A 21,744-nucleotide genomic window follows, 5' to 3' on the forward strand; every position below is an offset into this window, starting at 1 on the left:
GACCACATGCAACCACAAGACGGTCAGCCGCTGTACGGCGTGAGCAGCTGGTCGACGGGCGCGTAGTCGTCGGTCAGTACCGGTGCGTCGCCGGCGAATCCGTCCGGCCGGTCGAGCACGCCCATCGACGGTTCCAGCCGGCTCACGATCCCCGGTACGTCGATCGGCCTGTCGGACGCCGCCACCACGAAGTTGCCGCCGCTGTGGCCGGACAGTTCGTCCTTGCGCGCGATCACCGCGACGTACGGGAACACCGCCTGCGCCGTCTTGATCTCGGCCTTCGCGAACTTGGCGGCGCCGTAGTCGATGACGTTGATCAGGTAGAGCCCGTCCGGTCGCAGCACTCGTCGTACGTCGGACACGAGCTCGCGGGTGGTGAGGTGCCAGGGCACGGAGAGCCCACTGAACGCGTCCATGATGACCAGGTCCCGGCTGTCCGTCTCCTCGTCACGGACGCCGAGCCGGCCGTCCTCCACAGTCACGACCAGATCCGGTCCGGTCTGGACGCCGAGCTCCTTCTTGTCGAGCTCCACGACGGCCTTGTCGATCTCGTACACCTGGTGCTTGCTGCCGGGCCGCGTCGCCGTGATGTACCGCGTCATGGTCAGGCCGCCACCGCCGACGTGCAGTGCGTTCAGCGGCTGCCTCTCGGCCCAGGTGCCGTTGATAGCGGCGGCGAAGCTCTTGATGTACTCGAACTCCAGGTAGGTCGGGTCCTTGAGGTCGACGTACGAGTGCCGCGCCTGGTCGAGGTACAGCGTCCGCCCGCTCTCCCGGTTCGGGTCCGCGACGACACGAGCACAGTGGTACGCCGTCTCGACCTCACACGGCCGTGGCGCAACGAGGGTCAGTGTGGCGCCGACGACCGCGAGAGCGACCGGCTTCACCGCTGCCTGCACTCCCCGCAACAGGAACGTCAGCGCGGCTCCGACGACCACCAGTGCGGCGCCCAAGGTCAGAACGATCGTGCTGATCGGCACGGTCGCCACGAACACGAAACCGGTCAGCACAGTGCCGACGATGCCGCCGACCGTGGCGTATGCGGACAGCCGGCCGACCACGGTACCGGTCTGAGCGAGCGTGTCCAGCCGTAGCTTCGTCACCATCGGTGTGACCGCCGCCAGGAGCGACGCGGGCGCGAACAGCGTCACGGCGAGCACCAGGAACACCAGCTCGCTCGCGCCGCCCCGGAGCGCTTCACCCGTCCAGCGGACCACGGGGAGAACCAGCATCACCAGCGCCCCGCCGAGCAGGAACAGCGGGCCGAGCGTCCGGTGCGGCGGCACCACGTCGGCGAACCGCCCACCCAGCGCCGCACCGGTCGCGATCGCCGCCAGCGCGACTCCGATGACCGCTGTGTTCGTCTCCAGCGTCAGCCCGATGTACGGCGCCACCAGCCGAAGCGAAACGAGCTCCAGCACCATGACGGCGGCCGAACTCCCGAACGCCAGCGCAATCGCCAGCTTCTGGCCAACTGGCCCACCCTCACCCATGTGCACCCCGGTAACCCTATAGAACGGCTAGACCTCGTCGAGCCGGGCGATCAGAGTCTTCGGGGCGATCTGCCGGTACGCCGTCTCGACCAGGTCCTCGAAGTGCCCCCAGTCCACGTCGACGTCCAGGTAGACGCCGAGCCAGCCGCGGTGTCCGACGTACGGCGGCCGGTAGAAGTGCTCGGGGTCGTCCGCAACGAGCGACTCCTGCACACCAGGTGGCGCCGCCATCCACACACCGAGGCGGTCGTCGTGGTGGTGGTCGGCGTACATCACGAAGGTCTTCTTGTCCCGGACGAACCAGGTGGGCTCACCGTGACTCGGCCGCTCGGTCACCTCGGGTAGGGCGAGGCACAGGCTGCGTACGCGATCCAGAACATCCATCTACTCAGTGTCGCGGACCAGGGATCACAACACCCGCCTCATACGCGTAAACGACTGCCTGTGCACGGTCGCGCAGGTCCAGCTTGGTCAGAACGTTGCTGACGTGTGTCTTCACGGTCTGCTCGGCCAGCACCAGTTCGTCCGCGATCTGCCGGTTGGACAGCCCACGTGCGACCAGCCGCAGTACGTCGGTCTCGCGCGGCGTCAGCCGGACCGGCGTGGTCGGTACGACGGGCTGTGCGCGAGCGAAATCCTCTACCAGTCGCCGGGTGACGGACGGCGCCAGCAGCGCGTCACCGGCCGCGACGACCCGTACTGCTGCGGCCAGCTCGTCCGGGGTCGAGTGCTTCAGCAAGAAGCCGCTCGCACCGGCGCGGAGAGCTGCGTACACGTAATCGTCCAGGTCGAACGTCGTCAGCATCACGACCCGCGGCGGCTCACCAGGCGTCGAGTCGGCGAGGATGCGCTGCGTCGCGGCGAGCCCGTCGAGCACCGGCATCCGGACGTCCATGAGGATCACGTCCGGCGTCAGCTCGGCGGCCAGCTCGACTGCCCGGGCGCCGTCGCCGGCCTGTCCCACGACCTCGAGGTCGGGCTGCGCGTCGAGCAACGCACTGAACCCGGCCCGCACCATCTCCTGGTCGTCAACCACCAAGACCGTGATCGGCACTCTCCACCTCCTCTGCCACTGGAATGAACGCCCGCACCAGATAACCGCCTTCAGGGGTCGGGCCGGTGCTCACAGTCCCGTCGACGAGGGCCACACGCTCCCGCATCCCAGTCAGCCCATGACCACTCCCGGGCGCCGGTACGACGGGCCGCGGCGGCTTCTCGTTCTGCACAATCACCTCTAGCTCGCCCGCAGTACGCCGTACCGCTACCTCCACGGGCGCATGCAGTGCGTGCCGAACTGCGTTGCTGAGCCCTTCCTGCACAACGCGGTACGCCGTCAGCTCGACAGCAGGGTCCAACCCGGTCGGCACGTCACTCACCAGCCGTACATCCGCTCCCGCCCGTCGCGTGCTCTCGACGAGCTCGGCCACCTGGTCCAGACCAGGCTGCGGTCCTGTCTCGGGTTGCTCGACCGGCTCGCGCAGCAGCCGTAGTACGCGACGCATCTCGGTCAGCGAAGCCCGTGCCTCGTTGGCGATGCCCGTGAACTCCTCACGGACAGCGTCCGGTACGTCGGGCAGCCGGTGCGGCGCACTGTCCGCTCGGACCACCACCACCGACAGGTGATGGGCCACGACGTCGTGCAGCTCGCGGGCGATCCTGGCCCGCTCCTGCAGCCGCTCGCGCTCTGCACGCTCGGCCTTGCTGATCGTCTCCTGCTCGACAAGTCGACGGTTGGTCTCGGCCCGCGAACGGAGCAGGTCACCAACCACGACCGCTACGCCCGACAGGACAGTCATGGTGATCAGACCGGGCCAGCTGCCACGGTCCGGTGCCAACCCGAGCGCAACGACCCCCAGCGCCTGAGTCGCCACCCACCAGCCGACCAGCTCCCGTCGGCCGAGTCCACGCGCACCAGCGATCGCAATGACGAGCGAATGCCCGAACGCTGACGTCGTACCCCACGGCCACGGTTCACTCGGGCTGACTGGAGTGGTCAGCGCAGCCATGACAGCAGTGGTGACGAGCGAGACCGCCACTGCCGCCCGCGGCCGCAGCCACGACAGGCTCAGGGAGAGCGCCCGTGCGATCGCCAGGGCCAGCACAGCCGCGACCGGTACGTCGTAGTGCTGTGCGAGATCCATGACGGTCAGCACGAGCAGCGCTGCGACGGCCAGCCCGGCTCCCCAGGGCCGCCTCATCGGTATCTGCACGGTTGGACCTTACTCACAGCTGCTGCAGCCAGGACCAGAAGAACGCCAGGCTGCCGGCCGCCAGCACGATAGTTGCCGGAAGCACCCAGCTGCGCGTTCCCTGCACCAGGAGCCGCTGTAGTGCCGCAACGCCGCGCAGCGCGAACAGGAACACGACGATGCACGGTACGGCGATCAGGCCGTGAGCCACCCACGCCCCGGCTCGCGTCGGACCACCCCACGTTCCTGGCTGCACCGGGCCGTGCTCGACGAACCCCCAGAACGGCCCACGGACCACCGCCAGCACGATCAGCAGCATCACGAACCAGCACGTCAGTCCGAGCACCGCACTGAGCAGCCCGTACCCGAAAGTCCGCGCAGTGCTCATGGACTGCGCCTCACGTGCACCGTGGCGACGCCAACGCCTCGCTGCGGTCCCCTGCTCGCCCAGCATCGCGTCCGCCATCGTCTGCACGCCGACCGGCACCAGCAAAGCGCCGTACGCCAGTGAACGATCCGTCATCGTCATCTCCTCGGTCTCAATTCCTGAGATCGAGGCTAGGAATTCCCGGCCGTCCACACCTCCCGCCAGGGAGCCGATCCGGAACCGGTACCCCGGTAGGGGGTCGACTGTGATCCAGGTCACAGTGACCACGATGCGTGTCGCCGCGTTACACGGTCAGTGCCGAAGGCGTGCTCCGCCGCCGGCGCGAGCGGTGAGTCCAACAGGAGGTACTCGGACACCATGCGCATGCGGAACCTGGCTGTGACCGCCACGCTGACCCCGGTTTTGCTGCTTCCCGGCTGCGGCAACGAGGCCGACAGCAATGTCGCCGCGGCAGCCCCACCGGCGCACAAGGCGGCTCGGACCACGACCACCGACGAGGCGGTCGGCTCCGACGACCCCGTACTGAACGCGTACTACTCGTACCGCGTCGCGCTCGACGTGATGATGCGCAGCGGCGGCGGCAAGACCAAGCAGCTGGAACCGGTGATGACGCCCGCGATGTTCCAGGCGATCAGCGCGCAGGCGAAGTACTTCCGGACCCGCAAGCTGCGCAACACCGGCAACACCAAGGTGCTCTGGGCGAAGCGCACGCTGGCGGCGAACGGCGTCATCGTCAGCGCCTGCTACGACACGTCAGCGGCTCGCACTGTGAACGCCCGCGGTCGCGGCGTCCTCCCGAACACCACCCCGACCCGCTGGCTCGACCAGATGCGCGTCCTCAACCAGCAGTCCCGCTGGATCGTCGACGGCGGCACCACCACCCCGAACGCCTGCTGAACCCCCAGCTTTATGGCAGTGGGATCACGATTGCGCGGCCCCCGGATTCCCCCGCGCCGGCCCGGGCAGACTCACTGACAAGTGCCGGACTAGGTCGAGGGGTCCACCGATGATCGACACGAGTATCGGGCGTTGGCTGCCCTTCCGCAGCCGCCGCCGTACGCCGGAATCCTTCCGGCCGCGAGGTACCAGTTCCAAGATCAGCCGGCTCTCGGCGCGGTACGACGCCGAGGTCGACGCGGCGCTGCAACGCCTGTGGCCGAAGGCGCGGATCTACCACGACCGCGAGTTCACCCGGGATCGCGCCGACTTCCTGCTGGTCGTCCGCGGCCGCGGCGTGATGATCGAGACGAAGGTCAAGAGCGACCCCGGCCTGTTCCGCGGCTCGACCCTTCCGCCGCTGCTCGACCGGCTGCAGCGCGACGGCCGGCGTCTCGTCGTCCTGGTGAACCAGGGCGACCCCACGCCCGCGCGCGACCTGATCAGCACCAAGCTCGGCGACAAGGGCCGCATCCTGGTCTGGTCCGGCCCGCACCACGACACCGAACTCCGCCAGGCCGTCGAGTCGCTCCTCCAGCAAACCACCCGCCACGCCTGACCCACGCACCCGCCGCCCGGCATCCACGCCCGGAACCCAGAACAGGCCGCGGGGACTTGGAACAGCGCATGAGCTGTCCCAAGTCCCGGCGCTTGTTTTCTGTCAGGCGTTCTTGATCGCCGAGACCTCGAGCTCCAGCGTGACCTTCTCGCTGACCAGGACGCCGCCGCCCTCGAGCGCCGCGTTCCAGCTGACGCCGAAGTCCTTGCGGTTGATCACGACCGAGCCCTCGAGGCCGACCCGCTGGTTACCGAACGGGTCGGTCGCCGCGCCGGTGTACTCGAAGGTGACGTCGACCGACTTGGTGACGCCGCGGATCGACAGGTCACCGGTCACCACGAACTCGGCGTCGCCGGCCGCCTTCACCGCGGTCGACACGAACGTGATCTCCGGGTTCTCGTCCATCGCGAGGAAGTCGTTGCTGCGCAGGTGCTCGTCGCGCTGGCTGTTGCGCGTGTTGATGCTCTTCGCCTGAATCGTCACCTTCCCGGACGAGTTCGCCGGGTTCTCGCCGTCGATGTGGAACGAGCCCTCGAACTCGTCGAACGCGCCCCGAACCTTGGTCACCATCGCATGCCGGGCGCTGAAGCCGATCCGGGTGTGGGAGGCGTCGAGGGTGTAGTCACCGCTGAGCGCGGCGTACTCGCTGGACATCGCGGATTCCTCCAGAAATGTAGTTGAAGTTTAGATAGTACAGAGTTCACCCTTTGCGCTCGGAAGTCCACTCCGCCCCGGCGTGTCCCAAATCCGCTTGCGCTGTGCGCGGCCCGCCTTATCTCATGGGTGGTCGAAGATCGGAGGACCGTCGTGGAACCGCTCAGCGCCGAGGACATCAGGCGCTCGTTCGTCAATTCGTCCAAGAGCCAGGTCAAGGCGATGGCGCTGCCGCCGAGGTTCGCCGAGCTGGACTGGGAGTCGCTGGACTTCCTCGGCTGGCGCGACGGCAAGGCGCCGAACCGCGGGTACGTCGTCGTACGGCGGGACGCGGGTGTCACCGGGATCGCGGTCAGCACGCAGACGTCGGGCGCCGCGCGCCGGTTCGCCGGACTGTGCGACCTGTGCAACACCGCGCACCACGTCAGCGACGTCGCGCTGTTCGTGGCCCGGCGGGCGGGTTCGGCCGGGCGGGAGGGCAACACCGTCGGCATGTACATCTGCGCCGACCTGGCCTGCTCGCTGTACATCCGCGGCCTGAAGGAACTCGACCTGCCACAGGGCGAAACAGCCGGGCCGGACGTCCGGGCCGAACGTCTCGCGACTCGCCTGGAGACTTTCGTTCAGCGCGTCCTCGGGTGACGTCAACCGCACTAGGCTGGGGGTGCACAGTCGGCGCGGGGAGCACCAGGGAGAGAGCGCGATGACCGAGTTCCGGATCACTCATGAGATCCACCAGACGCACCCGGACATTCGCGAGCGGCTCACCGCGACAACGATCGAGGCGATCAACGAGTCCAGCGCCCGTTCCGCCGAGGATGCCGCCCGGGTGCTGCGCCACAAGCTCGGCGAGATCGGCGTCGAGATGAGCGACGATGCCTGCCTGTCCGCGATCGAACGCATCCGCTCCGGCAAACAACTCCGCTTCGAGATCGAGTCCCTCCCCGACGAGGACTAGATCGGAACCCTGCCCGTCTTCCCGAGGTCGAGCCAACTGAGCTCCGGACCCACACCCGAGAAGGCGGCTTCGATGCCGTCACGTCCCTGACGGAAGTGGCTCCAGCCCTCGTAGTGCACTGGGACGACCGTGCGCGGCTTGAGCAGCGAACACAACTCCACGCCGTCGGCGCCGGTCATCGTGTACCGCAGCGGGCCGCTGACCCCGAACTGCACACCGCCGAGATGCAGCAGCACCGTACCCACGTCGAAGCGCGTGCCGACCTGCCGCAGACCGTCGTACAGCACGGAGTCTCCGGTGATCCACAGGACGCCGTGCTCCTGTCCCGGCCACCGCAGAGCGAAGCCGACGACATCACCGGTGATCCGACGGCTGAGCGGCGGCCCGTGCCGACACGGCGTCGCAGTGATCTCCAGCGGCGGCAGGCCACTCCGCCGCAGGGTGTGAACGGCCCACGGCCGCAACCCGACCACACCGCCTCCGAGCCGCTTGGCGCCGCTCGAGGTCGTGACCACCGCCCCGACCGAGGGCAGCAGGGCCCGGCCGGCGTCGTCCAGGTTGTCCGCGTGCTGGTCGTGCGTGAGCAGAACGGCGTCGATCGGCGGCAACTCGTCGACCGCGACCGCCGGTCCCACCAGCTTCCGGGACGCCGAGCCCCAGCCGAATGCGTAGCGCCGGCCCGGTGGGTCGAACGTCGGATCGGTGAGCAGCCGCCAGCCGTCGACCTCGATCAACGTCGTCGGACCGCCGATGTGGGTGATCCGCGCCTCGCTCACGACGCGTGCTGCACGGCCCAGTCGAGGACCTCGTCCGCGATCCGCTGCCATCCCTCCTGCGCGGGCAGGAGATGCGCGTACCCGTCGTACTCACGGATCTCGGTGATCGTGTTCGACTTGTAGTGCTTCGCGTTCGAGCGCTGGACCTCCGGCGGCATGATGTGGTCCTCGGAGCCGGAGACGAACAGCAGCGGGGCGCGGGCGTCGTTGCGGTAGTCGACCCACGTGTCCTGGTGGCCGGGCTGGAAGTTCGCCAGCACACTGCCCCACAGGATCCCGCCGTTCGCCGGGATGGCGTATCGCTCGTACAGCGCCCGGGCCTCGTCGTCGTCGAACGTGTTCGTGAACGCGTACTTCCACTCGTCGAAGGACAGCGGGATCGCCTTGTGCCGGTTCGCCGGGCTCTTCAGCACCGGGAACGTCGACTTCACCTGCGAGAACGGCACCACCTTGACGCCTTCGGTCGGCGCCGAGTTCATCGCGACCCCGGCGGCGCCGCAGCCGTGGTCGAGCAGGATCTGCGTGAACGCCCCGCCGGCCGAGTGCCCGATGATGATCGGCGGCTGATCGAGTTCGCGGATCACCGACTCGAGGTGCTCGATGATGGCCGGTACGGTCACCTTCAGGATCGGCTCGGGGTCGGCGTTCAACGCCTCCACCTCGACCTCGAACCCCGGGTACGCCGGCGCCAGCACGCGGAACCCACGCGCCTCGTAGTGGCTGATCCAGTGCTCCCAGCTCCGCGGTGTCACCCAGAAACCGTGCACCAGCACGATGGTGTCAGCAGGCATGATCGCGTCCCCTTCCCTCCCGCCGGGTTTGCCGAAACCGTAGTGGCCGGTACGTCGTGCTCGATAGGATCTGTCTGCACGGATCTGGGCTGTGTGTGCACAGTTCGCCCACCAGATCGCCAGGGGTGGAGGGGGCAAGATGGCCGTGCTGCTCAATACCGCTGTGCTACCGCGGCGGGACCGGGCCGAGGCGTTCTACTCGGCGATGATGTCCGCGAGCGTGCCGTCGCGCGTCGAGCACGAGGACCCGGACGGCGACGTCCACGCACGGATGGACTTCTGGCAGCTCGGCACACCGGACCTGTTCCGCAACGAGGGCTCCGGGATCCGTCTCGTCCGGACGCCGAAGCATGTCCGCATCGGCGGCCCGGAGCGGCTGGCTCTTGCGGTGCAGGTGACCGGGTCAGGCGTGTTCAGCCAGGGCGGCCGTGATCAGCGGGTCCGGACCGGTGAGCTGATGCTCGTCGACCTGACCGCGCCGTACGACTTCACCTGGAGCGGGATCGGCGCGTCGCAGGCGTTCCAGATCGACTACGCCGACCTCGGACTCAGCGTCGAGACGATCCGCGCGGCGGCTTCGCGGCTGCCGAGCAGCCCGGTGTACGACCTCGTCCTGAACCATCTCACCGCGCTGCCGGGGATCCTCGAGTCGTTGCACGACACTCCGTCGGCCGCGATGATCGGCGACGCCACCACGCAACTCGTCCGCGCTCTGCTCACGTCCGCCGCGGACAGCGACAGCGAGCCGCCCGCGCTGGCCGACGTACTGTTCTCTCGCATCACCTGGTACCTGCGGAGGCATCTCCGGGATCCGGCGCTCAGTCCCGCGCAGATCGCGGCGGCCCACAACGTGTCGGTTAGGTACCTGTACAAGCTGTTCGCCGAGCATCACCGCAGCCTCGAACAGTGGCTGATCACGGAGCGGCTGAAGGGCGCCGCACGGCAACTCACCGATCCCGCGAGCAGGCACCTCCCGGTCGCGGTCATCGCGGCGCGCTGGGGATTCGACGACGCGGCTCACTTCACTCGACGCTTCCGCCAGGCTTACGGTGTCACTCCGCGCGAGTGGCGCACTAGCGGTCAGACAGGTCTTCGCTCTTGAGAAGGGCGTGCAGGGTCAGGCCGGCTTCGGTCAGCGGAGCGGGGGTATCCGGGTTGCGGTTGATGACGCACAGGGCATCGGTGATGTGGGCACCGAGCGCGCGGAGCTCGCCGGTGGACAGCACGATCTGGCCGCCCGTGGTGACCACGTCCTCGACGATCGTCACCACGCGGCCGGCGATCTCGGCACCCTCGGCGAGCCGAGCGGTCCCGTACGGCTTCGCCTGCTTGCGGACGAACGCGCACGGCAAACCGGTATGACGCGCGAGCGCGGTCACCACCGGGATCCCGCCCATCTCCAGACCGGCCAGCACCTCGGTGTCCGCGGGCACCAGCGGAACCATCGCCTCGGCGACCTTGTCCAGCAGCACCGGGTCCGCCTCGAACCGGTACTTGTCGAAGTACTCGTTCGTCGTCTGCCCCGACCGCAGGAGAAACTCTCCGGTCAGATGAGCAGTCGAGTAGATGCGCCGGCCCAGCTCCACAAGCTCCACGCCGAGCACCTTAACCCGCCTTGCGTTCCTCGGTGGTGGGGAGCATCCGGCGGAAGTCGTCGGCCGAGATGATCGGGATGCCGAACTCGCGGGCCGCGCGGGCCTTGACCGACAGGCTGTCCACGTCGGCGGCGACCACGAACGTGGTGTCCGGGCGGACCGCCTCCTGAGGCACGAACCCGGCCGCCACGGCCCGGTCCCACCACACCTCGCGCGGCTGGACCATGTCCCCGGTGAACACGAGCGTGCTCCCCGGCGGATACCCGCGCGCCCCAGGACGATCCGGTACGACGTACCTCCCGGCGCTCACGCGGAGCAGCGCCTCGTCGACGTCGGACGCGCGCTGCCCGAGCATCACCGCGACCTGGTCGAGATCGCTGCGCTGGTCGGGTGAGATCTCGCCGGTCCCCCACGACGCGGTCGCGAGCGCGGACACGTACCACCGATGGAGGTGATCGACCTGTGGGCGCGTCATGCCCAGCTCGGTTGCCACCTGCACCAATTGGTCGGCGTCGGCCGCCGTGAGCTCCCGGTTGGCGAGGAGCGTGTCGAGGAGGACGAGGTACGAGTCGGCCTGCGGCGGCTCCGGGACGCGTGGCAACTGGTCGACAAGCCGACTCATCCAGCCGTGCCGACCACCGGCATGCACCGGCCGCACCGTCGGCGCGACGTCCGTGCCCGGAAGATCCGGCCAGGGCAACCGGCGCACCTCTTCATAAGCCCACTGCCAGGGTGGCGGCGCCGCGAAAGCCCCGAGGTATTGAGCGAACAGCTCCGCCGTCGCGCGGGTGTCCGCCAACGCCGAATGCCAGCCCTCGATCGAGATCCCGGCCGCGGCGCAACAGGCGCCGAGGGTCCGCTTGGCGCCCGGATGCAGATACCCGGCCAAAGCCATCGTGCACATCGACCGCTCGGTGATCAGCGGAACGGTGACACCGAGCCGCGCGAACTCGGCCCGCAGGAATCCGAGATCGAACTCGACGTTGTGCCCGACCACCATCCGCCCGGCGAGCAGCTCGCCCAGCTGCCGTGCGATGTCCCGGAACTCCGGCGCCGCCAGCACGTCGGCGGTGAGGATCCCGTGAATGTGCTGCGGTCCCAGATCGCGTTGCGGATTCAGCAACGTCACCCACTCGCGCTCGACCCGCCCGCGCGCGTCCAGCAGCACGACGGCGATCTCGATGATCCGGTGCCGATGGGTCGGCAGCAGACCGGTCGTCTCGGTGTCGATGACGGCGTACATCCAGGCCTCCTCCGGCTCGCTGACCGACTGAGACAACCCAATCACACGCCGCCGACAGTTTCCGTCACGTCAGGTATCGGCCGGGATGTCGACCTCGATCTCCTCGCCGAGCCGCGCTCCGTGCGCCAGCTGGAGCTCGTCGCCGCTCCAGAACCGCCCGGGGTCGTACCAGTTGAGCTTCCGCCCGCGCAGCAGTCCCATTTCCTCGTACGTCACCGCGACCACCTCGGCGCAGTACGCCGACTCCAGCTCGAGCTCACGCGATCCGCGCCGAACCGCCGGCACCCGTCCGCGAACCCAGCGCGACGCGAGCCGGGCCGTCGACGGGAACGGCGTACCGTCCAGGCGGGCGACCGTCCGCAGTACCGCGTCCTCCATCTCCCGTGTGACGGGATGGTCGAGCTGCCGCAGCCAGGCTTGCTGACCGTACTTGCGAGCCCACACCAGCACGGCGTCGCGCAGATTGTGCAACTGCGCACCACGCTGATGCTGGCCGGTCCACATGTCCGGGAGCGAGCGACCCAGTTCCGCGTGCCACATCAGCGGCGGGAGGTCCTCGACGACGACCGCCATCCCGACGTGGTTGACCGGGCTGTTGGTGGTCAGCTGAATGGCGCGATCCGCGGCGCTCCCACCGCGGAACAGCCAAATGTCACCTGTTCGTGTCAGTTCCGTAGCGTCATCCAGTGAAATCCGGCTGGTCACGTCGCTAGGTTAGTCGGCATGAAGGTATGGAAGGTGGTAGGGCTTGCGGGACTCGTCGGCGTCGCCGCGACGGGTGTCGTGATCGCCCGGGGCGAGCGGAAGCGCCGTGCGTACACGCCGGAAGAGGTCCGCGATCGCCTCAAGACCCGGGTCAAGGAAGCAGCCAACGCCTGACCCCGGCGACAAACCGGCCGGGCAGTCGTGGTGCGCCGTAACTCGGTGGTACGGCGCCGTCCACGTCTGCCCGGCCTGTGGTCGTTGCAGTACGCAACTTAAAGGTTGTGCAAGGCAACCTGTTGCAGCCGGCCGGCGGTGATCGTCGCGGTCTGGTACGTGCAGTACGGCTGCCGCCTGCGATCGGTCGGCGACCCCGGGTTCAGCAGCCGGAGCCCACCGGGCGCGGTCGTGTCCCACGGGATGTGACTGTGGCCGAACACGAGCAGATCAATCCCTGGGTACGCCGCCGCGCAGCGATCCTCACGCCCCTTGGCCGGGCCGGTCTCGTGCACCACGGCGACCGACAGCCCGTCGAGCGTCACCCGCGCGATCTCTGGCAGGCGCGCCCGCAGCTCGGGTCCGTCGTTGTTGCCCCAGCACCCCACCAGCCGGGCCGCGCGTGACTCCAGTTCGTCCAGCAGCTCGACGCTGACCCAGTCGCCGGCATGGATGACCACGTCGGCGTCATCGATCGCATCCCACACCGGCGCGGGCAGCTTCTTCGCCCGCATCGGCAGATGAGTGTCCGAGATCAGCACGAGGCGCATGCGGCTACTCTCTACGCGTTCAGTGCCTTGATCAACTCATTCTCTTTGGCTGGGCTGAGGCCCGCCTTCCGCTCGCGGTCCAGGCCGAGCTCGCGCTCCCAGGCGAGGGCGTCCTCGACGAACTCCCGGCGGGATCGGTGGACGAGGCCGGCCGCGGCCGCCGCCGCACCGCTGCGGGACGACCAGCCCTCGTAGCCCGGCTCGGTCAGCCACATCGCCAACGAGTCCGGCCCCATGTACTGCTCGACCTTCTGCTCCTCCAGCCACTCCCGCGGCGCCAGGACGACCGGCCCGGTGTGGCCGCCGACCTCCCGCGCCAACTCGATCCACTCACCGAACGGCACCACCGGTCCGAACGTGTCGAACGTCCCCGTGCGCCCCTCGGTCGCGTTGTCCAGCAGCCATCCAGCGAGGTCCCGTACGTCGATCACCGCCGTCGTCAGCTCGGGCGTGTCGGGCACCAGCAACGGCTCCTCCGGCGCCCGCGCAGCCCGCGCGACCCAGGCGCCCGCACGATCGGTGCCGTCCCCCGGGCCACCGATCAGACCGGCGCGAGCGATCACCAGCCGATCCCCGACGATCTCGCGCGAGGCGAGCTCACACGCGACCTTCGCCTCGCCGTACAGCTCCCGATCGGCCACGTCCTCCGCGGTCGGTTCCCGCAGCGCCGCGGTCTCGTCCGCGCCGGGCGTGTCGTACTTCTCGTACGCGTTCACCGACGACACGTACGTCCAATGCTTGGCGCGGGCACCGAACGCCGCGAGTGCGCCCTTCACGAAACCGGGCTGCCACGAGACCTCGAACACCGCGTCCCAGTCCTGGACAGGCACCGCGTCGTACGCGTCCGGGCTGCTGCGATCGGCCGCGACCAACGTCGCGCCGTCCGCCACCGTGCCGCTCTCGCCACGGGCCACACACGTCACCGCATGCCCGCGCGCGACCGCCTGCGTCGCGATCTCCCGACCGAGCCACGCCGTACCACCGAGGATCAGAATCTCCATGCGGGCCAGCCAATCAGGCCCGGCCCGCATTTCCCAGGCGCCTCTGCCGAGGGCAGAAACTGCCGTGCGTGATTCGTTGCCCTCGTCACGTCACCGTAATCGTCGCCCCCTTGCCAGGCAGGCGATCCGGGCGCACTGTCGAACCACAAGGACACTCAGGGGTGAGTGTCTGCGGCAACAGGGGGAAGTGATGGCTGCTTTTGTTCAGATCATCGAGTACCGGACGTCCAAGCCGGACGAGGTCGCGGCGCTGATGGAGGACTTCCGCGCGAAACGCGAGGCCGAGGGCGACGGACCCGCGCCGACCCGCGGCACCACCTGCGCCGACCGCGACGAGCCGGGGCGCTACTTCGCGATCGTCGAGTTCGAGTCGTACGAGGCGGCGATGGAGAACTCACAGCGCGCCGACACCACGGAGATGTCGGAGAAGATGATGGAACTCTGCGACGGTCCCGCCACGTTCTACAACCTCGACCAGGTCGCGTCGATGGATTGAATCCTCAGGTACGGCGTACGCCGGCTCGCCCGGGCGTACGCCGTACCGAGGTGACCGGTGCCGGGAGGGGTTGAGCTGGCACCGGTGGATCGGGACCTCAGCGGAAGGCGCGGTACGACGACGTGGACGGCGGCGCGGCGCCGTACGGGCCGAGGTCGCGGTCGGAGTGCAGCGGGTCGGGGTCCTGCGGCTCGGGCGCCGAGTGCAGGTCCGGCCACGGCCGCGGCGGGAGGGACTCGCGGGGCGGCAGCTGGAGGTCGGGATCGGGACCCCGTTCGGGGTCGAGCCACTCGACCGTCGTGGCCCCGCCGTGCCCGTGGATCGCGACGACGGAGTCGATACCGTCCCAGACGGTCGTGGTCGGATAGTCGCCGTACCAGCGGAGCGCGACCGCGCCGTCGGTGAACTGCACACCCTCGGCGACGGGTCCGGTGCCGCTGACACCGGAGACATCTTGATGACGGATCAGCCGGAAGCGACGGGAGCTCATTTCGGCGCTACCTCCCAGAGCCGCTCCCCCGGCAGCTTCCGTTCCGGTCCTGGATCGTGGTCCGGCACCGGGTCACTGGTCACCCGCAACCCGGCGAACCTGCGCGACATGGCCGCGGCGTACCGCTCGGCCAGCTCCGCTTCGGCCCGGTAGTCGGCGACCACATGGTCCCCGAACCAGACCCTCACCCGACGACGCTCCACCCGGACGGCAGCCGGGCGCGGATCACCACCGTCAGGCATCTCAATACACCCGGCACCGAGTCGAGCCGGATCCCATCAGCGACCTAACACGAAAACCCTTCACGTCAATCACTTCCACTTCCCTGTGGGGATGGGTTCACAGGTAGTGACGGCTCCCGCAGCCGTTCATGACGCGGATTCTCCGGGAAATCTCACCCATCGTGAGAACCGACGACCCAGGGCGCCCAGGTGTCGATGTCCTCGACGTCGAGCGAGGTCTCCGGCGGGAAGGTGTGGACGCCGCGGCCCGGGAGGTACGCCGCGACGATCCAGGACATGGCGTGGGCCAGGACGAGGGCGGTCGAGGGTTGAGCCGCCGCCAGCTCGTCGAAGATCGCTCGGGCCTCGTCCGCCTGCCGTTCCTCATTCCGCGAACCCGCGATCCGGACGTGGACAACACCGGTGTACCGATCGATCGCCGAGACGTCCTCGGGCTCGGGATCCTGCTCACCGTAGATGTTGGGACCGACCACCAGCAGAACTCTTCCCTCGACCGTCCGGGCGGGGCCGCGGAAGAAGTGCTCGCCTTCGGTCAACCCCGGGTCATCCACCCGCTCGAGCCGCAGGGCGTCCGCGAGCCGTGCGGCCACCGAGTCGGGCGGTTCGCCGCCGGCCAAGAAGATGGTGTCGCTGGTGGACATCACTGCTCCTTCGTGTATGTGATCAGACGCCCGTCACCGAGGATGACATGAACGACTCCCGCGACCCGCCCGCCTGGCTGACCGAGGGCTCTGCGGAACGATCTCAACGCGACGTCCTCCGAAAGACCGACCGTCCTGCCGTCAATCAGGATCTCGCCGCGCTCTCCTGCCTGCTCGGTGGCCTCGTGGATGTTCCGCTTGACCGCATTGGACTTGCCGCTCTCCAGGGTCTTGAACTCGATGATCACCCCGTCCACGTCCTGGGCCTTGCGCACCATGACGTCCGGATTCTTCGATCGGTCCTGGGTGTGATCTGCGAGTCTCGCGTCGATCCGCCACCCCTCAGCTGCCAGGCGGTCCGCAATCGCCCGTTCCTTCGGCTTGAACGAGTTCTCGGGGTCGTGGACACCTGGCGTGAAGTCGGCCCCCATCGGGCGGAAGTCGAAGGCCGGGTCGAAGTCGACGGTGGGGAGCTCCGGCAGCTCGATGTCGACGACGAGTGGCTGGAAACGGGGGGTCTCGCGGTCGGCGACGGTGAGTTCGATCTGGTGTGTGGTGATGGTGAGGGTGGCGTGTTCCCACTTCTCGGCGTCCTCGTCGGCCATCTCCTCGAGGAGGGTCTTGACGGCTTCGGTGAGGTCGGGGTCGATCTCGAAGTCGCGAACCAGGCGGTCGGTGCGTTTCTCGTCGTCCTTCTCGTCCGGTTCCTCGAAGATCACCTCGCCGGATTCGGTGACGGTGATCTCGAGCTCGAGGAGGTTCTCGTCGTCGCGTTCCTCGTCGTCGTCCTTCTCGTGGGTCTTGTGGTAGTTCTCGAAGGCCTTGCGGGCGACCGTGACGAGCGGCGGCTCGTTGTCCTCGGCAACTTCCAGGTCCTCGTACGTCGCGGTCAGGCGTCGCGTGCGGATCTCGGCGCCGGTGCCGCTGGTGGACTTGTTGCGGTCGGCGGAATCGGACGAGGGGCGGTTGGTCGACGGTCCCGCCGTACCGACCAGGCCTTCGGCCCAGCCGCGCGCCTTGGGCGGCGCCATCGACAGGAAGTGCGCCGCGGCTTCGCAGGCCCGTGCGGCGGCGTCGAGCTGCTGGGCGGCGACGGTCGCCTGCCCGCGGGACGCGATCAGCGCGACCTGTGCGTTCTCCCGGCAGCGCGCCGCCGTCCGCAGGAGCTGGTCGACGACGCGGGGGATCTCGTCGAAGCAGTCGATCAGGCCGCGGGCGACCCGCTGCAGCTCGGACGGCACCTTGGTGGCTCGGGCGTCAGATCTGGTCGGCGTAGTTCTTGCAGCCGGCCGAGGCGATCTCCAGCGCCTCGGCGGCCTGCTCGACGGCCTTGCTCGCGGCCTCCAGGATCTCGGTGATGTCGCGGTCGATGCCGGTGGCGGTGCCCGCGATCAGGCTCTCCACCAACTGACTGTGCTGCGTGAACCGGAGCTTGAATCCGGCCAGGCCACCGGCTGCCTGCTTGGCCTCCATCGAGACCTGGTGCAGCTGTTCCTTGAGCCGCAGTACGTCGGACACCTCAACCCACTCCCAAACCTAGTTGCGCTTCTTCGGCAGCACGATCGCCGTACCGGCCACGACGACCGGGACCAGGATCCCGAGCCACCACGGCAGACCGGCCGCCATCGCGACGACGACGAGGACCGCGCCGCCCCAGCCCCACCAGCGCGCGCCGGGCAGCCGTGGCAGCCCGAGCACCCGCGACGCGGCCAGCATCGTGACGGCGGCGATCGCCGCGGCCTCGACCCCGGCCAGGAACGATCCGGTGAGCACCCACACCAGCACGAACCCGACCAGTGCCAGGACCGCGCTGATGGTACGCCGCTTGCGCTGCTCCTGGAGCGCCCGGGCCGCCGTCCGCAGCTCCTCCAGCTGGTCGACCGACTCGGCGAGCTGCTTGGTGATCCGCTCCGCGACGGTCTCGATGTCGTTGAGCGCGCGGATCTCGGGCAGCGTGTGGTTCGCCCGTTTGCCGTCAGCGGGCAGCCCGGCGCGCTGCAAACTCTCGGCCGCCTTGTCGGCGAGCGAGTTGAGCCGGGTCTGCAGCTTCCGTCCGCGTTCGGCCATGGCGTCGGCCTCGGCGGCCGCGGTCGCCTCGGCTTTCGACTTGTGCGCCGTCACCCGGTCCTGTGCCTGCTGCGCGTCGGCCCGCGCCATCGCGACGGTCCGCAGCGCGCGCACGTACTCGGACCACTCCTGCTCCACAGTCTTCATCGGCGTACCAGCTCCACGGCGCGATCCACCTCGTCCGACCGCAGTGCGGCGAACGGTACGACGACCTGTGCCTCAGGATGCAGCCCGTCCCACAACAACGCCCGATGCGGCTCGGAAGCCCACCGCACCAGCGGACCGGCCACCGCGCGTACGCCGTCCTGCGGGTGCCGGAGGAACAGGTGGGTCGCGACGTTCGCGCGCCCGTACCCGAGCTGCTCGGTGCACACGTGCAGCCGGTTCCACCACCCGAACGTGATGAGGCCCTGCGCCGGCCCGTCCCGCACGATGTCCTGCAACGCGTTCGCCGGACTCTCGAAGTACCCCTCGGCATGCAACTGCATCCGCGGTACGCCGTGGAACCCGAAGCCGATCAGGTACGTCCCGCCGGCCTCCCCGCTGCGCATCGCGTCTCGCAGCGCGAACAGCCGCGGCGCGATGTCGTCGTGCTTGTCCACGGTCTCGACCTCGCACCCGAGCTCCCGCAGCACCTGCACCAACGCATCTTTGCCCTCAGCAACTGACGGCGCCGAGTTCGTACCGTCCATGAAGAGGAACTGCGGCGGCTCCACGGCCGACGCGGCCGTCGACACCGCCAGCCCCGTCAGTACGCCGAGCGCGTCCGGAGGCCCGTCCCCCAGTACCAGTACGCCGGCGCCGGGTTCCGGTCGTACCTCGACCGACACCGGCTCCTCGGTGACCGCGATCGGCAACCCGGTCCACGGCCGCCCCAATTCGGGCTTCACCGCCGTCGCCGTGTCCGTCAACCGCGCCGGCTCAGCCAGATGGAACACCCGCGGCGGATGCACGGCCGAACCCGCGCGCGTCCACAGCTCCTCTCGCAGCGAGTCCAGTACAGGCTTGTCCGCGTAGCTCACGAGCACGTGCTGGTTGTCGTCCGGCGACCCGAAGTTCGCGTTCAGCACCGCCTCGCCGCGGAACTGCAGCTCGGCCGCCGCCGTGTTCCCGCTGCGCAGAATCGCCTGCGAATCGGCAGGCGTCGTCTTCAAGGCGATCCGGTACGGCACCTGCCCGAAGATCGAGTCCCGCCGCGTCGACAGCCGCTTCACACCCTCGATCGTCTGCGTCGCCAGGACGACGTGAACGCCGTACGCACGCCCCAACCGCACCAATCGCTCCAGCAGCTTGGCCGCCTCGTCCGCCAACTCGTCGTCGTCCTCGAGCAGCACCTGGAACTCGTCCAGTACGACGAGGATGCGCGGCGGCCGATCCGGGCCCGGGGGCAGCTCCGCGATATCGGCGACGTTCCCATGCGACTTGAAGATCTCGCTGCGCCGCGCGAGCTCGTCGGACAGATGACGCAGTACGGCGAGACCGAACGCGCGGTCGCTGTGCACTCCGAGCACGCGGATCTGCGGCAGCCAGTGCGGCCGGTCCGGGCCGGGGCCGAGCGCCGAGAACTCGACACCGTGCTTGAAGTCGAGCAGGTACATCTCGAGGTCGGCCGGGGAGTACCGCGCGGCGAGACCGTGGATCAGGACGAGCAGCAGGTTCGACTTGCCCTGGCCGACCGCGCCGCCGACGAGCACGTGCGGCAGCGCCGGGTTGCCGCTGCGCAACCGCACCAGCGCCGGTGTGCGGTCGTCGTACCCGATCACCGTCCCGACCTCGTCCTTGACCGGCTGCCACCAGGTCGAACGGTCCGGCAGGGTCCGGTCGAAGTCAATGGTCGGGAGGACGGCGATCTCGGCCTGCTCGGCGATCACGTCACAGATGCCCGCGGCAACGGTCGCGTCGAACGCCGGATCGAGCCGGGCCGGCGGCAGCTGCGCGATCTCGACGCGATCGTTGACGATGGCCACCGGATTGAGGAGATCGAGCAACTGTTTCGAGTCCACGTCGAGCTCGGCCGCCGTCGACGCGTCGTAGTGCACGAGGAAGCAGATCCCGCGCTTGCCCGCGGTCGCGGCCAGCCGGAGCAGGTCCCGCTGGGCGAGCGTGTCGATCCCGGACGGGTAGTCGAACAGGACGACGATCCGGTAGGGATCGGTGACCTGCCCGGTCTCCTTCAGCAGGTCCTCGAAGCGCTCGTGCCCGAGCTGCGCCTGCCGGCTCGCGCGCAGCGACGACACGTCGACGAGCCCGGACAGCACGGTGTGCAGCTGCTCCGCGGTATGTGTTGCTCTGGGCACCAATTGCGGGTACTTCGTGGTCAGGTGACCGAGCAGCCCCATCATCCCGGTCAAGCGCGGATCGAACGCGTCGATGCGCAGCCGGAACGGTTCGGCCGCCGCCACGAGTCGCAGCGCGACGCTCTGCAGCAGGCGGCGCGCCGACTCGTTGCGGTCGCCGGTCACCTTCCAGCCGTTGGTGCGGAGCAGCGGCGCGACCACCGGCGTACCGGCCTCCAGTTCGCCGACCCGCACGTACGCCGGAACGCCCGCGCCGACCAGTTGACGCGAACGCCAGCGGGCGTCGTTCGGCGGGATCGAGGCCAGACCCGGTGCGAGCCGGTCCGCGAGCAGTCGCGCCTTCGGCTCGGCGTCGGACAACGCTTCCGCGGTCTTCGCGTCGACCAGGGACCGCGACTCACGCCGGGCGGCGGCGGTCTGCTCCTGCAGTTGACGATGCAGCTTCACGGCGCGCTGATGCTCGCCGTACGTCAGCCGCCGTGCGTTGTCCAGCAACTGCCCCAGCGCGTGCTGCAAACCGCGGATCCGCGCTTCCAGGAGCTCCGGCGCAACCGGTCCCCCGTCAGGCTTCTCCGTCACGAGCATCGTCCTTCCACACTTGCCCCGCGACCGTACAAACTGCCTGGTGTAACCATGTCATACCGGCAGTCCCAGTGGTCACTCAGGCATCAGTAGTCTCACGGGGCGACAATCTCCAGTTCGTAGCCGTCGGTGTTGTGGAGGAAGGCGGCGTAATGCTGCGGGCCGCCGGCGTACGGATGGCGGTCGGCGAACATCAGCGTCCAGCCGTGTTCGGCGGCCTCCGCGACGATGCCGTCGACCTCGGCCCGGTCGGCCGCGTTCAGCGCCAGATGGTTCATCCCCGGCCGCATCCGGTCGTGCTCGGCGGCCGACAGCGCCGGGCTCTGCTCGACGACGACGTAACAGCCGTCCGGGGCGGTCCAGGTCATGCCGCCCGGCCAGCCGTCACCGTCCTTCCAGCCGAGCCGGTTGAGCACCCAGCCCCAGCTCGTGACGGCCCGGGACAGGTCCGGGACCCAGATCTCGACGTGATGCACCGCGGCAGCCATCGGAGCATTATCTGTGCTCGGCGTGATGGTGCGACACGGCTGTCGAGATCCCTGCCGCGATCGCGCCGGAAACCAGCAGCCAGACCAGCGCGGCGAGCAGCCACGGCCACCACGGCCGGACCTGCGCGGCCTCGGCGACGGCCTTGCCGAACAGCCCGCCGGCCGGCGCGAAGACGAGCACGAGCACCAACCGTGCGAACCTCGTCTCCCGGGTCATTTCTTCATTGTGCGAGGCAGCCGCCACCCCCGCGCCGCCAACGGCGTTTCGCCGCCGTCGCCGGCATCAACTTTGAGAAGCCACCAACCATTTTCGTGGCGGATTTCTGGTTGGTGGCTTCTCAAAGTCGGGTTGTCCACCGCCCGGCCGCGGGGTGTTTCGGTTTGTGTCC

General features: G+C 68.9%; 29 protein-coding genes. 7 read left to right on the top strand and 22 right to left on the bottom strand.

Annotated features, from left to right (window positions below; translation table 11 throughout):
* Positions 1-23: 23 nt before the first annotated feature.
* From E0H92_RS43270 to E0H92_RS43290, 5 genes are read right to left on the bottom strand one after another with little or no spacing between them, the layout of a single operon-like run.
* Complete coding sequence (locus E0H92_RS43270; RefSeq protein WP_131500498.1) at positions 24-1,493, bottom strand: fused MFS/spermidine synthase; 1,470 nt, start codon at positions 1,491-1,493, stop codon at positions 24-26.
* A 27-nt stretch (positions 1,494-1,520) separates the two neighbouring features.
* Positions 1,521-1,877: an MmcQ/YjbR family DNA-binding protein gene (locus E0H92_RS43275; RefSeq protein WP_131462953.1), complete on the bottom strand. Its 357-nt coding sequence runs from the start codon at positions 1,875-1,877 to the stop codon at positions 1,521-1,523.
* Between the two features lie 4 nt (positions 1,878-1,881).
* Positions 1,882-2,511: a response regulator transcription factor gene (locus E0H92_RS43280; RefSeq protein WP_238173857.1), complete on the bottom strand. Its 630-nt coding sequence runs from the start codon at positions 2,509-2,511 to the stop codon at positions 1,882-1,884.
* A 10-nt stretch (positions 2,512-2,521) separates the two neighbouring features.
* The gene (locus E0H92_RS43285) at positions 2,522-3,691 is read right to left on the bottom strand and encodes a sensor histidine kinase (protein ID WP_131500407.1); all 1,170 of its coding nucleotides are present in this window, start codon (positions 3,689-3,691) and stop codon (positions 2,522-2,524) included.
* A gap of 25 nt (positions 3,692-3,716) precedes the next feature.
* Complete coding sequence (locus E0H92_RS43290) at positions 3,717-4,205, bottom strand: hypothetical protein (RefSeq protein ID WP_131500408.1); 489 nt, start codon at positions 4,203-4,205, stop codon at positions 3,717-3,719.
* A 228-nt stretch (positions 4,206-4,433) separates the two neighbouring features.
* Between E0H92_RS43290 and E0H92_RS43295 the strand changes: the two genes are divergently transcribed.
* Together E0H92_RS43295 and E0H92_RS43300 are read left to right on the top strand one after the other, a co-directional pair.
* Entirely contained in the window at positions 4,434-4,967 is a 534-nt protein-coding gene (locus E0H92_RS43295; protein ID WP_238173845.1) for a hypothetical protein, read from the top strand.
* A 109-nt stretch (positions 4,968-5,076) separates the two neighbouring features.
* A complete protein-coding gene (locus E0H92_RS43300; protein ID WP_131462948.1) occupies positions 5,077-5,565 on the top strand; it encodes a hypothetical protein in 489 nt (162 codons plus the stop codon).
* Between the two features lie 102 nt (positions 5,566-5,667).
* On the opposite strand, the gene E0H92_RS43305 is transcribed toward E0H92_RS43300, so the two are convergent.
* Positions 5,668-6,219, bottom strand: a complete 552-nt coding sequence (locus E0H92_RS43305) for a YceI family protein (RefSeq protein WP_131296036.1) — start codon at positions 6,217-6,219, stop codon at positions 5,668-5,670.
* Positions 6,220-6,372: 153 nt separating this feature from the next.
* Between E0H92_RS43305 and E0H92_RS43310 the strand changes: the two genes are divergently transcribed.
* Entirely contained in the window at positions 6,373-6,861 is a 489-nt protein-coding gene (locus tag E0H92_RS43310) for an FBP domain-containing protein (protein ID WP_131500410.1), read from the top strand.
* 61 nt (positions 6,862-6,922) lie between these two features.
* A complete protein-coding gene (locus E0H92_RS43315) occupies positions 6,923-7,177 on the top strand; it encodes a hypothetical protein (protein ID WP_131462946.1) in 255 nt (84 codons plus the stop codon).
* On the opposite strand, the gene E0H92_RS43320 is transcribed toward E0H92_RS43315, so the two are convergent.
* Together E0H92_RS43320 and E0H92_RS43325 are read right to left on the bottom strand one after the other, a co-directional pair.
* The gene (locus tag E0H92_RS43320) at positions 7,174-7,953 is read right to left on the bottom strand and encodes an MBL fold metallo-hydrolase (RefSeq protein WP_202874128.1); all 780 of its coding nucleotides are present in this window, start codon (positions 7,951-7,953) and stop codon (positions 7,174-7,176) included. The genes E0H92_RS43315 and E0H92_RS43320 overlap by 4 nt on opposite strands.
* The gene (locus E0H92_RS43325; protein WP_131462944.1) at positions 7,950-8,744 is read right to left on the bottom strand and encodes an alpha/beta hydrolase; all 795 of its coding nucleotides are present in this window, start codon (positions 8,742-8,744) and stop codon (positions 7,950-7,952) included. Before E0H92_RS43325 ends, E0H92_RS43320 begins: the two co-directional genes overlap by 4 nt.
* A gap of 139 nt (positions 8,745-8,883) precedes the next feature.
* Between E0H92_RS43325 and E0H92_RS43330 the strand changes: the two genes are divergently transcribed.
* Positions 8,884-9,846, top strand: a complete 963-nt coding sequence (locus E0H92_RS43330) for an AraC-like ligand-binding domain-containing protein (RefSeq protein WP_131500412.1) — start codon at positions 8,884-8,886, stop codon at positions 9,844-9,846.
* Here E0H92_RS43330 and E0H92_RS43335 read toward each other — a convergent pair.
* The 3 genes from E0H92_RS43335 to E0H92_RS43345 form a co-directional block, all read right to left on the bottom strand.
* Positions 9,818-10,339, bottom strand: a complete 522-nt coding sequence (locus E0H92_RS43335; RefSeq protein WP_131500413.1) for an orotate phosphoribosyltransferase — start codon at positions 10,337-10,339, stop codon at positions 9,818-9,820. The two genes, E0H92_RS43330 and E0H92_RS43335, sit on opposite strands and share 29 nt — an antisense overlap.
* 10 nt (positions 10,340-10,349) lie before the next feature.
* Positions 10,350-11,582, bottom strand: a complete 1,233-nt coding sequence (locus E0H92_RS43340) for an exonuclease domain-containing protein (RefSeq protein ID WP_131500414.1) — start codon at positions 11,580-11,582, stop codon at positions 10,350-10,352.
* Between the two features lie 69 nt (positions 11,583-11,651).
* On the bottom strand, positions 11,652-12,287 hold the full coding sequence (locus tag E0H92_RS43345) for a C40 family peptidase (protein WP_131500415.1): 636 nt from the start codon (positions 12,285-12,287) through the stop codon (positions 11,652-11,654).
* Between the two features lie 18 nt (positions 12,288-12,305).
* Here E0H92_RS43345 and E0H92_RS44585 point away from each other — a divergent pair, with 18 nt between their 5' ends.
* Positions 12,306-12,461 carry a hypothetical protein gene (locus tag E0H92_RS44585; protein ID WP_165546543.1) on the top strand — a complete coding sequence of 52 codons (156 nt, stop codon included), beginning with the start codon at positions 12,306-12,308 and terminating at the stop codon, positions 12,459-12,461.
* Positions 12,462-12,559: 98 nt separating this feature from the next.
* Here E0H92_RS44585 and E0H92_RS43350 read toward each other — a convergent pair whose 3' ends face one another.
* Positions 12,560-13,051, bottom strand: a complete 492-nt coding sequence (locus E0H92_RS43350) for a metallophosphoesterase family protein (protein WP_131500416.1) — start codon at positions 13,049-13,051, stop codon at positions 12,560-12,562.
* Between the two features lie 11 nt (positions 13,052-13,062).
* A complete protein-coding gene (locus E0H92_RS43355) occupies positions 13,063-14,052 on the bottom strand; it encodes a Rossmann-fold NAD(P)-binding domain-containing protein (RefSeq protein ID WP_131500417.1) in 990 nt (329 codons plus the stop codon).
* A 190-nt stretch (positions 14,053-14,242) separates the two neighbouring features.
* On the opposite strand from E0H92_RS43355, the gene E0H92_RS43360 reads away from it, so the two are divergent.
* Positions 14,243-14,548 carry a hypothetical protein gene (locus E0H92_RS43360; protein WP_131500418.1) on the top strand — a complete coding sequence of 102 codons (306 nt, stop codon included), beginning with the start codon at positions 14,243-14,245 and terminating at the stop codon, positions 14,546-14,548.
* 97 nt (positions 14,549-14,645) lie between these two features.
* On the opposite strand, the gene E0H92_RS43365 is transcribed toward E0H92_RS43360, so the two are convergent.
* The 9 genes from E0H92_RS43365 to E0H92_RS43405 all read right to left on the bottom strand — a co-directional run bounded on the left by E0H92_RS43365 (position 14,646) and on the right by E0H92_RS43405 (position 21,572).
* Positions 14,646-15,038 carry a hypothetical protein gene (locus tag E0H92_RS43365; protein ID WP_238151631.1) on the bottom strand — a complete coding sequence of 131 codons (393 nt, stop codon included), beginning with the start codon at positions 15,036-15,038 and terminating at the stop codon, positions 14,646-14,648.
* Positions 15,035-15,226: a hypothetical protein gene (locus E0H92_RS43370; protein WP_420323273.1), complete on the bottom strand. Its 192-nt coding sequence runs from the start codon at positions 15,224-15,226 to the stop codon at positions 15,035-15,037. Before E0H92_RS43370 ends, E0H92_RS43365 begins: the two co-directional genes overlap by 4 nt.
* 206 nt (positions 15,227-15,432) lie before the next feature.
* Complete coding sequence (locus E0H92_RS43375) at positions 15,433-15,921, bottom strand: hypothetical protein (RefSeq protein WP_131462936.1); 489 nt, start codon at positions 15,919-15,921, stop codon at positions 15,433-15,435.
* Positions 15,921-17,162, bottom strand: a complete 1,242-nt coding sequence (locus E0H92_RS43380; RefSeq protein WP_131500419.1) for a hypothetical protein — start codon at positions 17,160-17,162, stop codon at positions 15,921-15,923. The genes E0H92_RS43375 and E0H92_RS43380 overlap by 1 nt, the downstream gene beginning before the upstream one ends.
* A gap of 16 nt (positions 17,163-17,178) precedes the next feature.
* Entirely contained in the window at positions 17,179-17,439 is a 261-nt protein-coding gene (locus E0H92_RS43385; protein ID WP_130388988.1) for a hypothetical protein, read from the bottom strand.
* 18 nt (positions 17,440-17,457) lie between these two features.
* The gene (locus E0H92_RS43390; RefSeq protein WP_131462934.1) at positions 17,458-18,135 is read right to left on the bottom strand and encodes a hypothetical protein; all 678 of its coding nucleotides are present in this window, start codon (positions 18,133-18,135) and stop codon (positions 17,458-17,460) included.
* Positions 18,132-20,864, bottom strand: a complete 2,733-nt coding sequence (locus E0H92_RS43395) for an FtsK/SpoIIIE domain-containing protein (RefSeq protein WP_238152807.1) — start codon at positions 20,862-20,864, stop codon at positions 18,132-18,134. Before E0H92_RS43395 ends, E0H92_RS43390 begins: the two co-directional genes overlap by 4 nt.
* 98 nt (positions 20,865-20,962) lie before the next feature.
* The gene (locus E0H92_RS43400) at positions 20,963-21,355 is read right to left on the bottom strand and encodes a VOC family protein (RefSeq protein WP_131462932.1); all 393 of its coding nucleotides are present in this window, start codon (positions 21,353-21,355) and stop codon (positions 20,963-20,965) included.
* Positions 21,356-21,362: 7 nt separating this feature from the next.
* Positions 21,363-21,572 (bottom strand): hypothetical protein, encoded by a 210-nt coding sequence (locus E0H92_RS43405; RefSeq protein ID WP_131296019.1) that lies wholly within the window; start codon positions 21,570-21,572, stop codon positions 21,363-21,365.
* Positions 21,573-21,744 lie beyond the last annotated feature (172 nt).

The organism is Kribbella speibonae, from assembly GCF_004331375.1.
GTDB classification, from domain to species: Bacteria; Actinomycetota; Actinomycetes; order Propionibacteriales; family Kribbellaceae; genus Kribbella; species Kribbella sindirgiensis.